Source organism: Leptolyngbya sp. AN10, assembly GCF_050565645.1.
Taxonomy (GTDB): domain Bacteria; phylum Cyanobacteriota; class Cyanobacteriia; order Leptolyngbyales; family Leptolyngbyaceae; genus Leptolyngbya.
Window position 1 is genome coordinate 243,147 of sequence record NZ_JBNXVP010000002.1, and the last position, 20,621, is coordinate 263,767.

17 protein-coding genes are annotated in these 20,621 nt (G+C 46.1%); 15 read left to right on the plus strand and 2 right to left on the minus strand.

Annotated features, from left to right (window positions below):
• Window positions 1–400 precede the first annotated feature (400 nt).
• Both ACQ4M5_RS04030 and ACQ4M5_RS04035 read right to left on the minus strand, forming a co-directional pair.
• The gene (locus tag ACQ4M5_RS04030; RefSeq protein WP_430674316.1) at window positions 401–2,569 is read right to left on the minus strand and encodes a GumC family protein; all 2,169 of its coding nucleotides are present in this window, start codon (window positions 2,567–2,569) and stop codon (window positions 401–403) included.
• A 1-nt stretch (window position 2,570) separates the two neighbouring features.
• On the minus strand, window positions 2,571–4,280 hold the full coding sequence (locus tag ACQ4M5_RS04035) for an SLBB domain-containing protein (protein ID WP_430674317.1): 1,710 nt from the start codon (window positions 4,278–4,280) through the stop codon (window positions 2,571–2,573).
• 600 nt (window positions 4,281–4,880) lie between these two features.
• On the opposite strand from ACQ4M5_RS04035, the gene ACQ4M5_RS04040 reads away from it, so the two are divergent.
• The 15 genes from ACQ4M5_RS04040 to ACQ4M5_RS04110 all read left to right on the plus strand — a co-directional run bounded on the left by ACQ4M5_RS04040 (window position 4,881) and on the right by ACQ4M5_RS04110 (window position 20,602).
• The gene (locus tag ACQ4M5_RS04040; protein WP_430674318.1) at window positions 4,881–5,138 is read left to right on the plus strand and encodes a hypothetical protein; all 258 of its coding nucleotides are present in this window, start codon (window positions 4,881–4,883) and stop codon (window positions 5,136–5,138) included.
• 377 nt (window positions 5,139–5,515) lie between these two features.
• On the plus strand, window positions 5,516–6,193 hold the full coding sequence (locus tag ACQ4M5_RS04045) for a PTPA-CTERM sorting domain-containing protein (protein ID WP_430674319.1): 678 nt from the start codon (window positions 5,516–5,518) through the stop codon (window positions 6,191–6,193).
• 118 nt (window positions 6,194–6,311) lie between these two features.
• Window positions 6,312–6,923 carry an HpsJ-like protein, cyanoexosortase C-associated gene (gene hpsJ-C / locus ACQ4M5_RS04050; protein ID WP_430674320.1) on the plus strand — a complete coding sequence of 204 codons (612 nt, stop codon included), beginning with the start codon at window positions 6,312–6,314 and terminating at the stop codon, window positions 6,921–6,923.
• A 21-nt stretch (window positions 6,924–6,944) separates the two neighbouring features.
• Window positions 6,945–7,868, plus strand: coding sequence for a cyanoexosortase C (gene crtC / locus ACQ4M5_RS04055; protein WP_430674321.1), 924 nt, complete (start codon window positions 6,945–6,947; stop codon window positions 7,866–7,868).
• A gap of 320 nt (window positions 7,869–8,188) precedes the next feature.
• Window positions 8,189–9,079 carry an ABC transporter permease gene (locus ACQ4M5_RS04060; RefSeq protein WP_430674322.1) on the plus strand — a complete coding sequence of 297 codons (891 nt, stop codon included), beginning with the start codon at window positions 8,189–8,191 and terminating at the stop codon, window positions 9,077–9,079.
• Window positions 9,080–9,085: 6 nt separating this feature from the next.
• Entirely contained in the window at window positions 9,086–10,369 is a 1,284-nt protein-coding gene (locus ACQ4M5_RS04065) for a polysaccharide ABC transporter ATP-binding protein (protein WP_430674323.1), read from the plus strand.
• A 160-nt stretch (window positions 10,370–10,529) separates the two neighbouring features.
• Window positions 10,530–11,489, plus strand: coding sequence for a hypothetical protein (locus tag ACQ4M5_RS04070; protein ID WP_430674324.1), 960 nt, complete (start codon window positions 10,530–10,532; stop codon window positions 11,487–11,489).
• Window positions 11,486–12,199 carry a cytidylyltransferase domain-containing protein gene (locus tag ACQ4M5_RS04075; RefSeq protein WP_430674325.1) on the plus strand — a complete coding sequence of 238 codons (714 nt, stop codon included), beginning with the start codon at window positions 11,486–11,488 and terminating at the stop codon, window positions 12,197–12,199. Before ACQ4M5_RS04070 ends, ACQ4M5_RS04075 begins: the two co-directional genes overlap by 4 nt.
• Window positions 12,196–14,442, plus strand: a complete 2,247-nt coding sequence (locus tag ACQ4M5_RS04080; RefSeq protein ID WP_430674326.1) for an N-acetylneuraminate synthase family protein — start codon at window positions 12,196–12,198, stop codon at window positions 14,440–14,442. The genes ACQ4M5_RS04075 and ACQ4M5_RS04080 overlap by 4 nt, the downstream gene beginning before the upstream one ends.
• Window positions 14,439–15,569 carry an alpha-2,8-polysialyltransferase family protein gene (locus tag ACQ4M5_RS04085; protein WP_430674327.1) on the plus strand — a complete coding sequence of 377 codons (1,131 nt, stop codon included), beginning with the start codon at window positions 14,439–14,441 and terminating at the stop codon, window positions 15,567–15,569. The genes ACQ4M5_RS04080 and ACQ4M5_RS04085 overlap by 4 nt, the downstream gene beginning before the upstream one ends.
• On the plus strand, window positions 15,566–16,546 hold the full coding sequence (locus ACQ4M5_RS04090) for a glycosyltransferase family 2 protein (RefSeq protein WP_430674328.1): 981 nt from the start codon (window positions 15,566–15,568) through the stop codon (window positions 16,544–16,546). Before ACQ4M5_RS04085 ends, ACQ4M5_RS04090 begins: the two co-directional genes overlap by 4 nt.
• A gap of 18 nt (window positions 16,547–16,564) precedes the next feature.
• Window positions 16,565–17,563 (plus strand): polysaccharide pyruvyl transferase family protein, encoded by a 999-nt coding sequence (locus tag ACQ4M5_RS04095; RefSeq protein WP_430674329.1) that lies wholly within the window; start codon window positions 16,565–16,567, stop codon window positions 17,561–17,563.
• 7 nt (window positions 17,564–17,570) lie between these two features.
• On the plus strand, window positions 17,571–18,467 hold the full coding sequence (locus ACQ4M5_RS04100) for a hypothetical protein (RefSeq protein WP_430674330.1): 897 nt from the start codon (window positions 17,571–17,573) through the stop codon (window positions 18,465–18,467).
• Window positions 18,448–19,575, plus strand: coding sequence for a glycosyltransferase family 4 protein (locus tag ACQ4M5_RS04105; protein ID WP_430674331.1), 1,128 nt, complete (start codon window positions 18,448–18,450; stop codon window positions 19,573–19,575). The genes ACQ4M5_RS04100 and ACQ4M5_RS04105 overlap by 20 nt, the downstream gene beginning before the upstream one ends.
• 25 nt (window positions 19,576–19,600) lie before the next feature.
• Window positions 19,601–20,602 (plus strand): hypothetical protein, encoded by a 1,002-nt coding sequence (locus ACQ4M5_RS04110; protein WP_430674332.1) that lies wholly within the window; start codon window positions 19,601–19,603, stop codon window positions 20,600–20,602.
• Window positions 20,603–20,621: the final 19 nt, after the last annotated feature.

Genomic DNA, 20,621 nt, shown 5'->3' on the forward strand with positions numbered 1-20,621 from the left:
ATCAAAGATTGATTTGGTATAGCAGTAGAAGTTTAGATTAAGACATCCTCGAAGTCGCCCCCAAACCCCCAAATTTGGGGGCTTAAGACTCTTGCTCCCCCAAATTTGGGGGTCTACTGTGTATACACAAGTCGTTTTTGCTTCGGTTGAATCGGCTTCAGCCCCCTAAATCCCCCAAATTTGGGGGACTTTGAAGATAGAAAACGCTTTAGAATTCTAGAAATTTCTCTGGCTCAAAGTCCCCCAGAATGGGGGATTTGGGGGGCACGATCTGACCACAACGAAGTGCAAGAGACTTATGTGTACACGGTAGAAACTTGGGGGCTGGGGGGCGATCTCGAAGTGTCCTAACTGAAATAAGTACAGATATATTACGCATTCACCCGATAAAGGATTCGGGTTAGATGTCATTAACGACAATTCCTAGAACAGGAATGCCAGAAACCGTAAGATTGTCCAAAGTCTTGGTGACAAGCATTCGCTCTGTTCTTTGGAGCCGAACCACTAAAAGCAAGCCATCGGTATGCGGCGTGAGTAACATTGCATCCGCAATGTCATCCAGGGGCGGCGCATCATAAATCACAAAATCAAACGACTGCATTAAGTCCTGTTTTAGCTCAGGCATTCGAGGAGAAGTCAATACCCGCACCGGATTAGAAACGTTGCTGCCTTTCGTCAACACATGAAAGGGCAGATCGGCAAACGGTTGTTGAATCAGTTCTTGCAACTCGACATTCTCAAGCAAGACTTCACTCAGACCTTGAGCGCTAGGTAATTGCAATCCTTTCTGAAGCTGCGATCGACGAAAATCTCCGTCTACCAGCAACACCCGCTGCCCCATCTCCGCGATCGTTTGTGCAAGATAAAGCGCTACCGTCGATTTACCATCGCCCACAACCGGAGAACTAATCACGATCGACTTTACAGGATGGCTTGGATTCAATTGCTGGAGATTGGCTCTGAGAATCCTAAACGCTTCTGAAAACTCAGAAACATCTTCTGGATCAGCATCTTCATGAAAAGAAGTAATCGGCAGAGACAGAACCGTTCCTCGATCTTCGAGGCGTTTGAGCCGCTTCTTTTTGCCTTTTTTCGACTTTTTAATTCCCCTCTTCGGGAATAGTTGCCATTCACGCTCAGTCTGAATCATTGGCTCATGCGGAATCTGACCGAGAATCGGCACACTAGAGGCTTTTCTCAGATCGCCAAGATTGCGATAGCTCGTATCAATCTTTTCTAAAAGCAAAGCAGCCCCGATCGCCAGTGCTACACTCATTCCTACACCAGTGGCTAAATCTTGACTCACATTTGGAGACACTAAACTTGCTTGAGTAGAGGGCGGTTGCGTTACTTGCCAAGGAAGCTTTTTCTGAGAAGATTCAACTTGTAGCTTTTCACGAGTCTCTAAAAATCGCTCTAAGCTCGCAGTTGCAATCTTCAATTCTCGTTGCAGATCGGTGTACTGTCGTGAAAGGATCGGAAGTTGCTGAAACTCTTGATTCAAAGATCGTTCTGAGGTAATCAGAGCTTGCTGCTGGGTTTCTAATCCTTGAAGTTGGGTGAGCAGTTCTGCTGCTTTCAGTCCAACGGCTTTCTTTGCCTCTTCCCGCAACAATACCCGTAGATTTTCTCGCTTGTCTTTGAGATCCTGAATCGCAGCACTTTCATTGCCAAACCGAGTCGTATCTAAAGCAATTTTCGATTCGATTCCTTGGAGTTGCTGAACTAGAGCTTGATAGGTCGGGCTGTTTTGCAGGGCTAAGATGGCACCTGTTTCGCCGCGTAAACTCTCGATCGAAGATCTGACCCCTCTAATTTCTTGCTCTAAGGTCGATCGACGTTGTTTAACCTGGTCGCTCTGTTCGACCACTCGACTCCCCGCACTATCTGGCTCGATTAACTGATAGCTTTGGCGAAATGCCTGAAGTTGTCGCTGCAATTGATCAACTCGACCTTGAGCCGTCGTGACTTGCGATTCAACAAACTTTAGTCCTAGATTGAGATCGGTTTGCCGTTCGTTGACGCTGTAAGCTAAATAGTCTTTGACTAACTGTTCTAAAACTGCACGAATTTCACCCGGATCGCCGCTTTGGTACTGAATTTCGAGAATCTTGGTTCGAGGAACGCGCTTAATGGTTAACCCACTCCGAAGCAGTCCATAGCTAAGCTGAGGCTGCAACGGTTTTAACTGTTCGACTGTTTTAGCCAGCAGGTCAGGGCTTTGCAAAATCTGAATCTGAGTGTCATAGTCATAGTCTTCAGAAGCAGGTCGATCGCCTGTGAGATTCGAGATATTGCGGTTCGGTTGATTGATCGGCTCGACTAACAATCGAAAGCCACCTTGATAGACTGACGGAGTAGTTAAAGTTCTCCAAACAAAAAACGACAAGGCAGCGATGCCGACCGTAGACATCGCAAGCCATCGTCTCCGTACCATTTGAAGATACTGCCGAAAATCTTTTTCATCTTTGTTCGGATCAGAACCCGGTGGGGAAACCGCAGGAGGTTTAACAGGGGTGCTGCCGTTGCGTGTGGTAGATAGCGAGTTCGACTGGGAAGGGTGCATCATGTCAGAACAGGAATTGGAGTGGAAGCAGACGGAAAATCGGTGATAACAGATCAGAAACCCCATCTGAGAACCTTGCTAAACCAGATCGACCGACAACGATCACGTCATTGTTTCGCAGTACCGGATTGTTGACCGGATCAATGCCCCGACTGAGATCAATGCGAATCGATCGACGCATAACGGTTCCATTGGGATTAAGGCGAATGAGTTCTACAGTTTTGGCGGAACGTCGATCGAGTCCACCCGCCGCCAAGATCGCTTGATTCAATGTGGAGTTTGGCGGAAGTTGCGCGGCTCCGCCTCCTTTGACTTCACCGATGATATTGACGCGAATTGCGGTCGGTGAAAGGTTTGCATTTCCTTGTTGAATCAGTTCTTCAGCGCTCATTTCTGGCGCTTTTGCTAGACGGATCGTATCTCCAGGTTGCAGGAGTAAGTCTTGGCTGAGATCGCCTTGTTGAATCAATTGCCACAGATTCAGCGTGATCAACTGAGGTTTGCCGCTGCGGGTGAGCCGTCGCACTTGGACTTGGCGTAAATCTGCATCGGTTGTGATTCCACCTGCTTGCTGAATTGCTTGCGTTAGGGTTGGACGACTGCCGCCCTCTTTGCCTTCCATCTTGTAAGCTCCAGGTCGCAGAATTTCACCCACTAGCGCTACATTGATTACTTGTCCGGTGGTGGCAAGATTCGATTCTGCAAGTTGTCCCATTGCGGCTAAATCGATACTATCCGCAGTCGGAATAAAGATCGAGTCCCCATCGCGCAGTGCAAGGTTTTGACTGAGATCTCCGGTTTGAGCAATGTCTGAAAGATTGACAACGATTTTCTGTACGCCTTTTTCGCGATCGCGTCTCCGAATTTCAACCCGTTGCAGATTGGCTGAGAGCGTTACTCCTCCTGCTTGCTGAATCGCCTGTGCAATACTCGGAGCTTGAATCGCATCTGCGGCTGACATGGTATAGAATCCGGGCTGCTTAATCTCTCCAGCAATGCCCACTCGCAGCGGTCGCGATTTGAGCACCGTGAGCAAGATTCGAGGACGACGCAGTTCGCGGGAGAGTTGTTTGGCGATCGTGGCTTCGGCTTCTAGGACACTCATTCCTGCAATTCCGACTCGACCGATCACCGGAAGCATGATTGAGCCATCGGTTCCGACTTGCTGCTGTCCACTGAACTCTGGCACGTTCACGACGGTGAGTTGAATTGTGTCTCCGGTTCCGAGTACGTAGGGAGTCTCGATCGGGATTGGGGTTTCGACTGGAGTTGCGATCGCAGGGGGCGTTAGGGTGGGTAATGGGGCTGCGACGCGCTTTGGAGTTTGAGTCTGTTTCGGCTTGGAGGCAGGGCGGTTTAACACTGAGGCAGGTAAAGAGCGCTCAACCAGTTCATCCCAGGTAAAATTCGTCCGAATTAATGGATCAGTGGGTTTTGCAGCGGATTTTGTTTGAGGCGAATCTGCTTGCACTTTGGGCGCTGGAGTGATGCGTGGTGAGCTAAATTGCGGAATGGTAAACGGAGTCAGGGTGGCAAACGTCGGAATTGGAGTTGCGATCGTTGGAGCAGGACGTTTGGCTTGAATCGGTTGATCGGGCTTAGGATTTGAGGAATCGGCAGAATTGACAGGCTGGCTCTCTACCTTAGAAAGAGTGAGCAACAAAACCGGGCAGGTTGCGGCGGTAGAAAGCTGTATCAGAGTGAGGAGGCGCATCGGGGTATCAGGGCAAAGAGGATAACAGCAAGTCACTACCTAATCTATACATCCTTTGCTGATAGAATCAGGACTCCCTACGTAAAAACATGAGTCGTGATCAATACGGATACGGAGATTTTTTTGCTGAAAATCCTGATTGGAATTGGCGTAGAGCCGTTGTGGGTGAGTGATGAAGATTCCTGCTGTAATGCGGTTTAGCCACGTAGAATCGCTGTCTCTTCACTGATTGCTTACAAAGACTGGGCAAAAATAAAGAAAGAGTGTGTAAAAACACGATCGTGGATCACTTCGAGGGGTTATCCGTATACTGGTTTCAGTTGGCACTTGTGAAATCACGGAGCGAAAAATCTGGATAAAATTTTCTCTCGTCATCAGCAGTATCAAATAATTTCCTTTATACTGAATTGAAATTAGATGATTTCCTGCGATCGTGACTTTAGAAAATCTTGGGATTTTTCAACTTGGTGCAGTGCCTTCTGTCAAGCATCTATCCGCTCGTCAAGCTCTTTAGAGTCCAGCATATTACCACTCGACAAAGCGGTTTTACGATCGAGTTTCAGGGTATTTAACGTTGTCGATTCTCGCCCCCGAACTCTCATGATTTCACGTTGGTTTGATTTGCTAATACGATCGATTCTACAGTCTTGGGTCAGCTCCTCTGTGAAGCTGCTCGAACTCAGGCAACAACGGTCAAATTTTTTACGCTACGCCGCTCAGTTTGTCCGGATTGACTTGATGAAGCGCGTAATTCGTTTCAGTGAAATTACGCTCGTGTCTTTCAGTGTTGTCACGGTAATGACTGCTTGGACGATCGGAGCAATATCACCAAAGCGCTCAGGATGGTTGGTTTCGTGACGAGTTCAAGCATTCTTGAGGTTGAACGACTACATCATTGTGCGATCGTCTTTTGCAACAAGTAGCTCAGTAAATTCAGGGATGGCTTAACTTAGATCTATGTAAAATTTTTGATTAGAATTCAGGCAAGGAAATCAGCAACGCTTCGTGGTTTCCACCCAGAGGATCAGGTGTTTTGTTTCTACCACCCGTGCATCACGCTATCGAGATTCAGTAACTCAGTTACTCTGCCTGGAGTCGAAGGTGAAACATGATTTCGATCAATTGCCTTCGTTGACCTGAATAGAAGTAGACCTCTACTCCTTCGATCTTTGATAGCGAATTTAGTTCACTTAGTCATTCACGGAAACCTTTCACAACTAAGGTAAGCAAAAATAATGAGTCTCAAATCCATTAGTTTAAATGCTGCGGTTGCAGGCGTGCTTGCGATCGGTGGTGCTGTAGCGATGCCTGCTTTCACAGCACCTGCTCATGCGCTCAGTCTCGCTCCTGGTGGCTTTGTCGTCAACGGGACAGGAATCACCGGACAACGGATCAATAACAACACATTTACAGTCAAGTTTGACACAGGCACATTCACGCTGTCGGGACAACAAGGTGAATTGACTGACTTAGCGGGAACTCCAATTCTCAAAAACTTGACTCTGAATCGGGTAAGCAGTACCTCTACATTTACCTCTGTTGCGACTTCTGAGTTCATCCGTGGATTGACTTTAGCCGGTCGATCCGTGTTCTTTGACTTAGATGCTGCCACTTTCACAGGTAGCTTTACAGGAAACAATGTGTTCAACTTTGCTGGAACGACTGAATCGCCGCTGACTGGAACATTACGTGCTGTTGGGATTAACAATACGAATGAGACCATTGGCACAGCGACGGTTAGTACTCTCAAAGTCAGTCAGTCTTTGCAAGGGACGGCTAACGTTCAGGTGCAAACGGTTCCGACTCCAGCACTCTTACCGGGTGTGATTGGCTTCGGTGTTGCTGCTCTTCGCAAACGCAAAGGTGAAGCATCGACTGAAGCAGAACCAGAAACGGTAGAAGTCAAGGCTTAATTCGTCTAGTCTTCTTCTAATTTGCTGCTCTGAGAATGTACAAATCTTCTGCATTTCTCAGAGCGGCACTATCAAAGTTCGTCTCTTCACACTCCACTGTTTATCGGTTTCATCTCTTATGGCTTCTCTTTCCACCGCACCTCAGAAACTTTCATCGGCTCCCACAGGTAAAGGTATCGCTCAAGTTGTAGGGCTTGTCTGCTTGGTTGGATTCGCGATCGATATGCTGATCGTGCTACTTCCTCCCCAACTTGGCAACATCGAATGGCGCGTCGGCTTTCTGCAACAATTTAGCGATCGAAGTCTAATTCTCATTCTGGGAGTTGCACTGACCATTTTTGGCAGCATTGGCGCACGTCGTCGGCTCAGACAGTTATCGACCTTTAGTTTAGCGATCGGTGTGATCTATCTACTGTCTTGCTTTCTTGCGATCAGCGATACCTTGTCCTTACAACAGCAAGCCGTTTCCACGATCGATTCCCAAGCCTCCCAACTGCAAACCCAACTGCGAAATGCTCAAGCCAATCCAACTGCGCTCGGTGCAAATGTCACCTTAGAAGACATTAAGCGAGTCTCCAATCAACTGAACGGGCAAGCTTCAACCATCAAGCAAAATGCTAAACGAACGGTAATCAAAACAGGCGCTTCGACCGTTGGAAACTTAGCTGTGGTCGGTTTAGGATTACTCGGTTTAGGGCGAATTGGACTGCAACTCAGCCGCAAGAATTAATTGCGGTTTGAAGGTATCATCATGAACTGGCAAAAAGCAAGCGCGATCAACTCTTTGAAGATAAAAGCGATCGCGCATGATCTCTGGCGAATCAGTAATAAGACCGCACATACTCGTCTCGTTGCAGGAGGAATACTGGTTGGCGTTGCTTATTTTCCGGTCTGGTTGTTCAACTTAATTGTTCGATCCTTTCACGGTTCAGCAAGTAGTTTGATGGCAATCATGCTTGGACTTGGTGGCTATCGTCTTTGGCAACAACGAAAGCAAATTAAAGTTCTCGAAGCCTCTGAAGACGATCGCTTACTCGGACACATTCTAATCGGCTGTGGAATGGTTTTATCCCCGTTGGGCTTTTTCTCGGAATGGGCACAGCGATTGATCCTCATCCTGATTCTGATTGGAATTGCGCTAAGCAGTTGGGGACTGCCTTTCTTTCGTCGCTATCCATTACCGATCGCGCTGATTGGACTCGGACTATTTCCCCAACCGACTGCGGTTGCAAAATCCCTGTGGCAAGTGTTCACCCCGCCCAGAATGCTCGAAAACTTTATGGCATGGGGGGGATCTGGGGGACTCAATTTGATCGGTCATCCTGCGATTCAGAACGGAACCTTTATCACACTGGCAGGTAAAACGGTCGATGTGAATTGGGGCTGTAGCGGCTTTGACATGGCATCGATTTTAGCGGTTGCTAGTTTCGTGCTGGGATTGTTTCTTAAACAAAGTCCAATCAAAATCACACTAATGATTGCGATCGGGATTGTTCTAGCATTCGTCGCAAATGTACCTCGAATTATGTTACTTGCAGCATCTGAGGCTTATTGGGGACGATCTTCGTTTGAGTTTTGGCATGGTCCTTGGGGAGGACAAATCTTTTCGACGATTCTGTTCACGATCTATTACTACATTGCAATGGCGATCGTGAAACGCAAATCTGCAAGCTAAGACTGAAGGCGACGTGTAAAAAACTTAGCAATGTCGATCGCAATATTGCTTAGAAAATCTCAATTTTCCTCCTGATCCGAGTCTACGAAGTTGTAAAGAATACATGGATGTTGTAAGTTACGAAATCTGCTCAAACAATTAGCTAACGTTCATTTCCAGGAGTGGGCTTTGATGGTCAGCTTGATCTCAGCCTCTCCACCGTAACCTTCTCGTCAGTTTTTTGGCTCCTAGAAGGTCGAATGACAGAGAACGTGTGACTAAATTGACATCACACCTGATTCCACTCTTACCCGTCTTTGCCCCTCTCTTTATCCCTCTCAATGAAGCGCACCAAACCGCGTTCCTCTAAATCCTCAATCCGCGATCGATTCGATATCACTTACACATCGAGCAGTTGGATTCGCCAACCCGGACCGATCTTTCTGCAAAAGATGTGGTATGACCTACTTGCCTCACGAGAGTTAGCATGGCGGCTCTTGGTCCGAGACATCAGCGCTCAATATCGTCAATCCTTTCTTGGTATTGCTTGGGCATTTATCCCCCCGATTATTGTTGCTTTAGGATTCACCTTCGCGGCAAACTCTAAAGTCCTCAACATTGGCACAACAGACATTCCTTATCCTGCCTATGTGATGCTGAGTACGGCGCTTTGGCAAACCTTTCTAGAAGCTCTAAACGGACCGATTCAAGCCGTCTCCGCTTCAAAATCAATGATGGCTCGAATCAACTTTCCGCGTGAAGCGATCGTGCTTTCCAAACTTGGTGAAGTCTTCTTCAACTTCGGCATCAAGCTCATCTTATTGATCGGAGTCTTTCTCTGGTTTCGGATTCCGGTCAGTTGGAGCGTGTTGATTGCTCCGGTTGCACTGATTCATTTGGTATGCCTCGGAACCGCGATCGGGCTATTTCTCGCTCCTTTGGCGGCACTCTACAGCGACTTTGCCAAAATCATTCCGCTCATCGCTGGACCTTGGTTATTTCTAACGCCTGTGGTCTATCCAGTTCCGACTTCCGGTAACTTTGCCACGATCGTGAATCTGAATCCGGTTACGCCCTTGTTAGTGACGATACGAGAGTTAGCAACCACAGGCATTTTGTCAAATCCCCAAGGCTTTTGGATTGTGAGTGGAATTGCGATCGTGGGATTACTACTCGCTTGGGTGATGTATCGCGTTGCTCTTCCCTATGTTGTTGAAAGAATTAGCTCATAACTCAGCATGAAAGCTATCGAAAAAGTGGTTCCAGAACAATCTCAAGTGCGAGATCGCGATGTTGTGCTCTCAGTCAATAATGTATCGAAGCGATTTTGTCGGGACTTAAAGCGATCGTTGCTTTATGGTGTTCAGGATATGACGAGCGATCTGCTTGGATTTCGTGAAGAAAGCCACCAGCTAAGACCCAAAGAGTTTTGGGCACTCAAAGATGTTAGCTTCCAACTCCGACGCGGTGAAGCCTTGGGACTCGTGGGAAAAAATGGCAGCGGAAAATCAACCTTGCTTCGCATCATTGCAGGTCTGATTAAACCGGATGCTGGGTCTGTTAACGTCAAAGGACGAGTTGCACCGCTGATTGCATTGGGAGCAGGATTTAACCCGATCTTGACGGGGCGCGAAAATATCTATGCGAATATGTCGATCTTGGGGCTTTCCAAAGAAGAGATTGATCAACGGTTCGATCGTGTGGTTGAGTTTGCAGAAATTGGAGATGCGATCGATTCTCCGGTGCAGACTTATAGTTCTGGAATGGCAGCTAGGTTAGGATTTGCCAGTGCAATTCATACAGAACCGGAGATTTTGCTAATTGATGAAGTGTTAGCGGTCGGAGACATTAGATTTCGCCAAAAGTGCCACCGAAGACTTGCGAAACTCCGTGAGAAAGGTGTGTCTTTTATTCTAGTTGCTCATAATTCTCAAGTTATTTTTACCTCTTGTAAAACTGCGGTCTATCTATCAGGCGGAAAATTGGTTGATCAAGGTAGTGTGAGTTCAATTATCAATCAATATGAGCGAGACTTATTTGTTGAATCAACCCCAACACAAATTAACTGCATTCATCTCCCGGCAAAATCTCGGCAAAATAGCTACGGACTAGATATCACGTCGCTCTTTTTCAAGAACTCAGCAGGGAAAATCTTACAAACTTTGATGACTGGAATGGAAATGAGTTTCTGTGTTAAATGTCAAGCGCACCAGAAACTCGAACAAGTGAATCTGTACCTGCTGATTTCTGAGCAAGGCGGAGAAGGCGACATTGTTTTATCGATCGATAGTGCTGCTGAAGACAAGTTTTTCACGATCCATCCAGGAACGCATGAGCTACAGATTAAGATGCCGTTTCTTTGTCTAAAACCAGGTGTTTACATCGCAAAGATTATCATCAAGCAAAATTTGCTTTCAACCTTAGATTTTGTTGAGAGCTTTCATTTTGTTGTAGAGAGTCAGTATCCAATGAATCGCTCTGCCTTTTATCAACCAAGGTCCTGGGATATTGTGAGCGACTAAGGAGATTTCTACGAAAGAGCTTACCGCTTGAAAGACTGCCCTTCGGCTTCGCTCAGGGCGCGATCTCTAGCTGACTGAGCGAAGCCGAAGACAGCGGGTAATTTGTTTTCGATAAATCTCCTAAGCAGTTCGATCTATACTTCGATTCAATGTTGATCCAATGAAACCTGTTCTATTCATCCACACCAGCGCTCATGAGATTGTATCTGCTCAAGTTGCAGCGTTTTCCCATATCTATGCCTCAACCCATCTCGAACAGTTTGATATTCGCATCATTCAGCTAGAAGATTACCCCCATTTATTGCAAAAACACGGAAAAACCTGTATTCGATTTGGCAAAGAAGCCGCATGGTATAAAGATGTTCCTCAGTCGTTTCTTCCGCTTCGGTTCTTAGTCCCTCAGTTGATGGGTTACCAAGGAAAAGCAATTTTGACTGACCCAGACATTTTCGCCACTTCAGATATCTATGAACTGTTCATTCAAGACATGGGCGACAAAGCAATTTTAAGTCGAAAATTCGGTAGAGAGAAAGGATACAACTCTAGTGTAATGCTGCTGGATTGCGAGAAACTAAAGCATTGGAAATGGGAAAATCTGGTCGATCAGATATTTAATGCTGAAGTTGATATTCAGGACTGTATTGCTCTGAAAACAGAAGATCCAAGCAGCATCGGCGTATTAGATGAAGTCTGGAATGATTATGATACGTTGACCAAGCAAACTAAGCTACTGCACAACACGCGGCAAATTACACAGCCTTGGAAGACTGGGCTACCTTTCAAAGCTAAGAACATGGACAACATTAGAAAAGATGAAATCCAAGAGAGACGGCTGCAAAAACTACTCAAGGTCAGAAACCAAAACAGCCGAAGAAAGATGTTGGGAAGAATGAAAAACATTCTGCTTCATGGCGAACCTGAACTTTATCAGAAGCATCCCGATCCAAAGCAGGAATTGTTTTTCTTCTCATTATTAAAAGCAGGTCTTGAGAAGAGATGTATTCCTGCAAGTTTGCTTCGGCAAGAAATCAAAAACCAGCATCTTCGCCCTGATGTGTTTCGAGTCCTCAAGAATATTACTTGCTCACCCACAGAAGTGCTGGCAACACTTGATCGATGAAGCGCTCAGATAAACGAGGTAGTTCAGTGACGAACATAGCAATTATTCCAGCCCGTGGAGGATCAAAGGGAGTTCCCAGAAAGAATGTTCGTTGTTTGATGAATGTTCCTTTGATTGCTCATTCAATCCTAGATGCAAAAGAATCAAAGCTTGTCGATCGCGTTTATGTTTCCACTGATGATCCAGAGATTGCAGAAATTTCCTCAAAGTACGGTGCAGAAATTATCGATCGTCCTGCTGAAATTGCTGGGGATACTGCTTCTTCAGAATCGGCATTGTTACACGCTTTAACCAAAATTGAACAATCAGGAGTTCAACCCGAACTGATTGTTTTTCTGCAATGCACTTCGCCCTTGAGAACGGGAGCCGATTTAGACAGAGCGATCGAGCAATTACGCTCTGAGCAATCGGACTCATTGCTATCGGTCACTCCAACCCATCGATTTCTCTGGGAGCAAGTGGATGGTGTCGCAAAATCGATTAATTATGACTATCGCAACCGTCAACGTCGCCAAGACATGAATCCGCAGTTTATGGAGAACGGTTCGATCTACATCTTCAAGCCGTGGGTGTTGAAAGAACTAGGGAATCGTTTAGGCGGCAAAATTTCCCTGTTTGTGATGCGTGAAGAGCAAAGCTGGGAGATTGACTCGATCGCTGATTTTGAATACATCGAATTTCTGCTCACCCAACAGTTACAACCCCAATGATCATCGATAGAAATCTGTCCAAGTATATTGTCTTCGCGGAAGACGATATCATTAACGCGCTGAAGAAAATCAGCGACAACAAAAGCCGCATTATCTTTTCAGTTACAGAATCCGGTGAGCTAGAGGGCGTATTAACTGATGGTGATTTTCGCCGCTGGTTAGTCACGCAAGACAATATCAACCTCAATCAACCGATTTCCCGCATTACCAATAAGACGTTTAAGTTTGCCGACCACACCGAAGATCCAGCAAAGATACAGTCTTACTTTTCTAAGGATATCGAATTCATTCCGCTGCTGGATCAGAATCGGCGTTTAGTTGCGATCGCGTGTCGCAAACAAGACAGCATTCAAATCGGCGACTTCACGATCGATGCCAATTCCCCAGCGTTCATCATTGCTGAGATCGGCAACAATCACAATGGCAGCTTAGATCTAGCCAAACAGTTAATCGATGAAGCAGTCTTGGCAGGTGCGAACTGCGCCAAGTTCCAAATGCGCGACATGAAAGCGCTCTATCACAACGCTGGAAACGCGAATGATGTGAGTGAAGATTTAGGCTCACAGTATACGCTCGATTTACTCTCGCGCTTTCAACTCACACCCGCAGAAATGTTCGAGGCTTTCGACTATTGCAAAGCTAAGAGCATTATCCCAATGTGTACGCCGTGGGATTTAGAAAGTCTTGCTGTGCTCGAAGACTATGGCATGGAAGCTTATAAAGTGGCTTCGGCAGATTTGACAAATCATGATTTATTAACGGCGCTAGCAAAAACTGGAAAGCCGTTGATTTGCTCCACAGGAATGTCAGACGAAGCAGAAATTGTTCAAGCCGCTGCTTTATTGAAGCGTCTGGGAGCGATGTATGTTCTATTGCACTGTAATTCGACGTATCCGGCTCCATTCAAAGACGTGCATCTGAACTATCTCGATCGCTTAAAAGAAATCGGTGATTGTCTGATCGGTTATTCCGGTCACGAGCGCGGCATTTATGTCGCGATCGCGGCAGTGGCGAAAGGTGCAAAAGTAATCGAAAAGCACTTCACGCTAGATAAAAACATGGAAGGCAACGATCACAAGGTTAGTTTGCTTCCAGATGAGTTTGCGATGCTAGTGGAAGGCATTCGTCAAGTTGAGTCTTCGATGGGTAATGGTTCAGAACGTCACCTCAGTCAAGGGGAACTGATGAACCGGGAAACGTTAGCCAAAAGCCTTGTGATCAATTGTGCTATAGAACCAGGGCAAGTAATCACAGCAGACATGATCGAAGTTAAAAGTCCAGGGCGGGGACTACAACCGAATCGCAAATCGGAATTGATTGGTCAAACAGCGCGTCGATCGTTCAAACCCGGAGATTTCTTTTTCCCAAGCGACTTGGATGCGATTCGGGTTGAAGCTCGATCGTATGATTTTAAGCGTCCCTGGGGTCTTCCTGTGCGCTATCACGACTTCAAACGCCTGATTGGAAAAACGAACCTCACGCTGCTAGAGTTTCATCTTAGCTACAAAGACTTAGAACAAGACATCAATCAATACTTTGATGCTCCCCACGACTTAGACTTTGTTGTTCATGCGCCGGAACTCTTTGCTGGGGATCATTTGCTCGATCTCTGTTCGCTTGATTCGGACTATCGGCAACAGTCGATCGCGGAACTTCAACGAGTCATCGACATTACGCGATCGCTGAAACCTTATTTCAAACGTGCCACTCGTCCTTGTATTGTGACCAATGTGGGCGGCTTTACGATCGATGCACCACTGGCGCGATCGCAGCGCCAACAGCGATATGATCTCCTACAAGACAGTCTTGCTCAACTCGATGCAACGGGTGTCGAAATCATTCCTCAAACCATGCCGCCGTTCCCGTGGCACTTTGGAGGGCAACGCCACCACAATTTGTTTGTTGCCCCTGAAGACATTGCTGAATTTTGCCAAACGCACAACTATCGAATCTGTCTAGATGTGTCCCACTCTAAGCTTGCTTGCACCCATCACAAATGGTCGTTTAAGCAATTTGTCGAGCAAGTCGGTCCCTATGTCGCTCATCTTCATGTTGCCGATGCTCAAGGGATTGATGGGGAAGGACTTCAAATTCACGAAGGCGAGATTGATTTTCCAGCCTTAGCTGAAGATCTCAATAAAACGGCTCCCCAAGCATCATTTATTCCAGAAATTTGGCAAGGACACAAAAACGAAGGTGAGGGCTTTTGGTTCGCACTTGAGCAGTTAGAGCCTTGGCTATGAAAACGCGAATTGCATTGGTGAATGGTATCTGGCAACTCTGTATGGTGACGGCTGGGATGTGGCAAGAACGATCGCAACATCCCGGTTCAGAGTATCAAGATTTCCTTGTGGTTTACACTCGCAAAACAGGTAATTTTGAACTCGCAGATTTCGTACTGAAGCAATGTCAAAACTTTTGGAACTGGAAAAGTGCGATCGCGATTGAATGGTCGCCCGGTTCTTGGAATGCTGAAGAGCGGCAGCGTTCACAATCCTCAATCTCACCGATTCTGAACGCATTGGGTCTCGCATATTCTGCTCAAGTCGATGAACTTTGGCTGTGTAAGCTTCAGTTTCTAGATGAGCGATTGTTTGCTGACTTATTTTCATCGGCTCAATTAGTTCTGTACGAAGATGGACTGCATACCTATGCGCCTGCTCAATATCTGCTCAATTTGCCTAAAATTCAGCTTGATGCCCCCAAAAAATCATGCTTGACTTCGCTGTTTTGGATGCAGCAGCTTGTTTCAGGAGAATTAAACTGGATGACGGGTGTAAAGCGATCGCATCTCAGTCGAGTGAAAACCTTCTATTCGGTTCTCGGACAACAGCTTGAAGTCTCAGAACCATTCCGGCAAGTTCCAACCGAATATTTTCAACCTGAACTGCTCCAGCAAGTTTTTTCACATCTTTATCACACGCTCAACTGCAATTTTTACCAAGATAAACCCGATCGAAAAGTTGCATTGTTTCTGGGGTCGAATCTAAGCCATCTCTCTTCGTTTCCAAAAGAAGCGGAAGTGAATGTTTTCGCTGAAGCAATGCAGCAAGCCAGAGATCAAGGCTATATGATTCTTTGGAAAGAACATCCACGATCGCGTCATCCACTCCTGCCAGATATCACCGATCAGATTTCTTCGGATCACATTATCGCGCTTACCGCAGAGCAAAAATTCCCGATCGAGCTACTACTTGCAAACGGAAACATTGCGCTTTGTTGTTCGACGTTGAGTAGTTCTTTGTTCTATCTCAGGTCAATTTATGGAACTCAGACCGCAACCTGTGTAAAGCCTTTGCTTCCTTACCTCAGCCGTGATTTTCTTGCGCTTTCAGAACTAACGTTAGCAAAGATTGGCGAAACGCTATGAGCATTCAGCCCCCCTTGGTTTCTGTGTTATTTCCGGTCTACAACGCAGAAAAATATCTAAAATCTGCGATCGACAGCATCCTCAAACAAACCTACTCGAATTTTGAACTAATTCTGCTCGATGATGGTTCGACTGATCAAAGTTTCGCGATCGCGTCTCAATTTGCTCAGCAAGATGCGAGAGTTCAACTCTCGCATCACGTCAATATGGGATTGTGTCGTACCTTGCAAAAAGGCGTGAGTCTCGCTCAAGGCAAGTACATTGCACGAATGGATGCTGATGATATTGCTCATCCAGAACGATTTGAACGACAAGTTGCCTATTTAGAGGCGCATCCGACTTGTGTTGTGCTGGGGACTGCCATTACCGTCATTGACCCAGAAAATGACAAGATCGATTTACCGCAAGTTAGCCAAGACCATGACACCATTTTGGCAGAGCTTCTAAGTTGGACTGGTCCTCGATTGTGTCATCCTACCGTTATGATGCGAACCGAGAGCGTCAAAGCAGTGGACGGATACACTCAAGACTATCATTACGAAGACATTGATTTGTTCTTGAAACTCTCGCAGATCGGAACTTTAGCTAACTTGCCGGAGCGATTATTAAACTATCGGTGGCACTTAAGCAGCATCACGCACACTCGCAATCAGGCGAAAATTAGAGCGATCCAGGACAAGCTTTGCCAAACCTACCCAGGTAGTGTAATGCAGCCTGCACCGACTTGTCCGATCGCATCTGTCTACTACTCTCCGTATGAATCCTATTGTCGATGGTTAATTTTGGCACATCGTTCCGGATTTTGGCGATCGAGCTTGAAATATCTGTTCAGAGTCCTATTTAGCCATCCTCTCACTCCGAAAAGCTACTGGGCGCTCATCATCGTCTTGGTGGGTGAAAAAACCGCTGCTACTTGTTGGAATTGGCTGCTTGCGATCAAACATCGTCGTCTGAGTTCACCTAGCCCTCACAGTTAATTGGATGAAAATAATTGGATGAAAATTGCCGTTTTTGGTTACTACCATCATCTCAACTATGGAGACGATCGCTTAGGACAAGCTTTAGTTCACGCTTTGTATCCTCATACGGTAGTGCTACTGCCGCACAACCAGACTCCGCCGGATCTAGACTGGTTTGATTTTGTCTTAATCGGGGGAGGTGGACTGGTTTGGGCAGAAGTTGGAATTTGGGCAGATACAATTCACTGGCTCACCAAAAGCAACAAACCGTTTGGTGTGGTGGGATTGGGAATTAATGAACTCAACGCCAATCTGAAGCCAGCATTAATGTGGATGGTTGAGCATGCTGAAATTTTTGCAGTGCGCGATCGCAAAAGTCATGCTCTTCTCGACTGTCATCCCAAAGCGAAAGTAATGCCGGATCTGACTTGGATGATTCCTTATCCATTGAGAGATTCAGCACAAATGGATCAATCGATCGCGCTGAGCATTGCATCGAAGCATCCACAAGGTTACGACCCGCTTGATTGGCAAGAGGCGTTTAGCGCGATCGAGAATCTTGTTCCATTCCCGCTGAGATTTGGTAAAAATCACGATGCGGATCTTTTTCGCACCTTGGGATTTCATCCTGTGCCTCAAGAATTCTCGATCGAGCCGCTTTACCGCTGTCGATGTTTGATTGCAACTCGGTTTCATGCTGCGATTTTTGCTCTACAAATTGGTGTTCCTTTTATCGCCATTTTGTACGACGACAAAGTAAGAAGACTACTCGCTGATCACAATCTAGAAGACTTAGGGCTTGAGTTTGACCAGTTTGATCAACTCGAAGAGAAGCTACAAAAGTTGATGCAAGATCAGGCGTTAGTTACTACAAGAATTCTTCAAGTCAGCGATCGACTTCGATCCGAAGGTGAACAATTGAGAATCCAACTCACCGCAACCGTGAATGCAGCACGCTCAAACTCACCCAAAACGGTCAAACAGCAGGTTGCACGCTTCCTCAAACAAATGGTCGGGACAACAACAGCAGGATAAGGGAATCATGATGTCAATTGGCGGTTTAGTTCTCAATCTAAGACAGAAATATGAGCATGGGCTAGGAACAGCATATTGGCGCGATGTGGTTCGTCCGAAGATCCTGCAAACTGAAGCGATCGTTCAAACCGATGATCTCCAGTGCGAAATTCATGTCCTAACTTCGGCAAAAGATTGGCTCAATCTCGTGTGGGCGTTGAAGTCGTTTTATGCAGCTTCACATCGCCGCTATGCGCTTTGTATTCACGATGATGGAACTTTAGGAACTGAACAGATCACAGCACTTAAACAACACTTTCCGAATGCTCGATTAATCGATCGTTCCAGTGCCGATCGACGAATCTTACAAGAATTAGCTGCCTATCCCCGCTGTCTAGAGTTTCGCAAAACCAATCAGCTATCGCCTAAAGTCTTTGATTTTGCATCGTACTTAGAAAGCGATCGTATGTTACTGCTCGATAGCGATGTTCTATTTTTTGAAGAGCCAACAGAACTGTTAAGGCGAATTGAAGATCCGGATTACTCGCTCAATAGTGTGAATGCAGATACTGCAAGCGCTTACACGGTTGAACCGAAAACGGTTCTAGAACACTGTAACGTCCAACTTATCGATCGCTTTAATTCCGGTCTTGGATTGATTCATAAAGCCTCTCTCAATTTTGACTGGATCGAGGAATTTTTGGGATTACCCGATGCGATCGGACATTTTTGGCGGATTGAACAAACTTTGTATGCCCTTTGTAGCTCTCGGTTTGGGACAGAGCTTCTACCTGCCGAATATGCGGTGCATCTAGAAGGAGACATCGGAAATTCTCCTTGCCGCCACTACGTCGGTAAAATTCGCCACTTAATGTATTCCGAAGGGATTCGCCAGTTGGTTCAGCATGACTTCCTTAAACACTAAATCCGTTACTCTCAAATTAACTTCTGGACAGAAAGCACTTCGCGTTCTAATAGTTCCAGATTGTCGATCGGTGAATCCCTATCAAGATCTTCTTGCTCGATCGCTAGAGGTGCAGGGAACGAAAGTGTTTTTTTCGCAAGGCTATCGACGGATTTTGCCATTGTTTCGCGAAACGATTCAACCTTCCTCAGAGATTGATGTCCTGCATCTGCACTGGATTTCGCCGTTTATCAAAGGTAAGTCTCGCTTTATCCGCACTCTCTACGCAGCGAAATTTCTGATTGATGTGATGCTGGTCAAACGATCAGGTATTCGAGTAGTTTGGACGATTCACAATCGGTTGAGCCATGAGGCAGCTTTTCCCAATTTAGAACAATGGGTGCGGCGAAAATTAGCCAGCTTAGTCGATCGAATCATTGTGTTAAACCAGGCAACCCTCAAGGATTTGGCTCAGGAGTTTCATTTTGATCAGTCCAAAGCTGTCATGATTGCTCATGGGCATTATCGAGATGTTTACCCACCTGCAATTTGCCAGCTTGAAGCACGAAAAAAGCTCAACTTACCAACGCATGGACGGCTCTTTCTAACTTTGGGATTGTTACGAGCCTACAAAGGCATTGAAACGCTGCTAGAAACCTGGCGGGAGAATCAATCAATCTTTGCCAACTGTACGCTTGTGATTGCAGGAAAAGCAAGCCCAGCGTATGCCGAGAAGCTACAGCACATGATTGCAGAGCTTCCAAATGTGGTGTTGATTCCCGAATTTATCGAAGACGATCGTATTCATTTATTCTTTAGTGCAGCCTCGATCGTCGTTTTACCCTACAAGAAAATTCTGAACTCAGGCAGTCTCATTCTAGCAATGTCCTACGGTGTCCCGGTGATTGCTCCAGGCATCGGTAGCATCTCCGAGTATTTAGGCGATGCGAATTCACTTCTGTTTTGTCCTGATGAAAAACAAGGATTGCTCAAAGCGATGCAGCAAAGCCTTCATACTGATTTAGAGCAGTTGAGTCAAAACACGATAGAAGCCTGCGATCGATTAGATTGGAACGAGATCGGTCGGAGTACGAAGCAGTTTTATCAATGTCCTGTTCGCAGATTCTAAACCGTACCAAACTGAAGCCAGAACTATGGGAATGCCGCCGATTTACTTCTATCTCAGTCCTAAAAACTATCCAGCAGTGATCCCCGAACTCGATGCGCTGCCATCAGTTCACAACGGTGGAGGGGAACATAGCTGGATTTTACAAACTTATCTCTATCTCAAACAGACAGGGTTTCCTTGTCAACTGGTAAATGAAGTGCCAAAGGAAGGAATAGTAATCGCAGTCAGTAACTATCTTCCGCTCAATCTGATACCAAGCAGAAATCAACTCGTTGTAGCGATCGTTTCTGATGTTGCGCGGCATCCTTTTGCTCAGTTACATATTGTTCAAAATCTTCAGCATACGGCTTCGCAAAATATCCCACGAACAGATCGATTCTTCTTTCCTGGCAAAAGCGTCTACATTCAGCATTGGTCTCAACCCGGTTTAATTCAGCGAGATCGCAATCGAGGTGATCGGTTTGAAAATATTGCTTATGTGGGACGGGCACATAATTTAGCAGCAGAGTTACGCACTGAAGATTGGGAAGCAGAACTGCGATCGATGGGATTAAACTGGCGGACCATCGCTGATCCCGAACAATGGCATGATTACAGCCAAATTGATGCGATCGTTGCAATTTGGAGCTTTGATCAGCAAGGTCATCCTTCCAAACCCACCAGTAAGCTGCATAATGCTTGGATGGCTGGAGTGCCTGCGATCGTCGGACAAGATTCAGCCTTTCGACAAGAATGGAAAAGCGATCTTGACTATCTCAAAGCAAGTTCTCCCGCAGAAGTTTTGACTGCGCTGAAACAGCTTCGAGACGATTCAACCTTTCGACAACAAATGATTGATAACGGCAAACTTCGGAGTACCGAAATCGATGCTCCCGCTGTCCTGAAACGATGGCTAGAAGTGCTAAACAATCATGTTGTACCTGAATATGAAACATGGTGTCAGCAATCTCGCCTGCAACGCTCGGTCTTTTTAGCAGGTCGCTCGACTGGAATGAAATTGAAACAAGCGAGTGGAACGCTCAAATAACACCATTGCAATCCTTCTC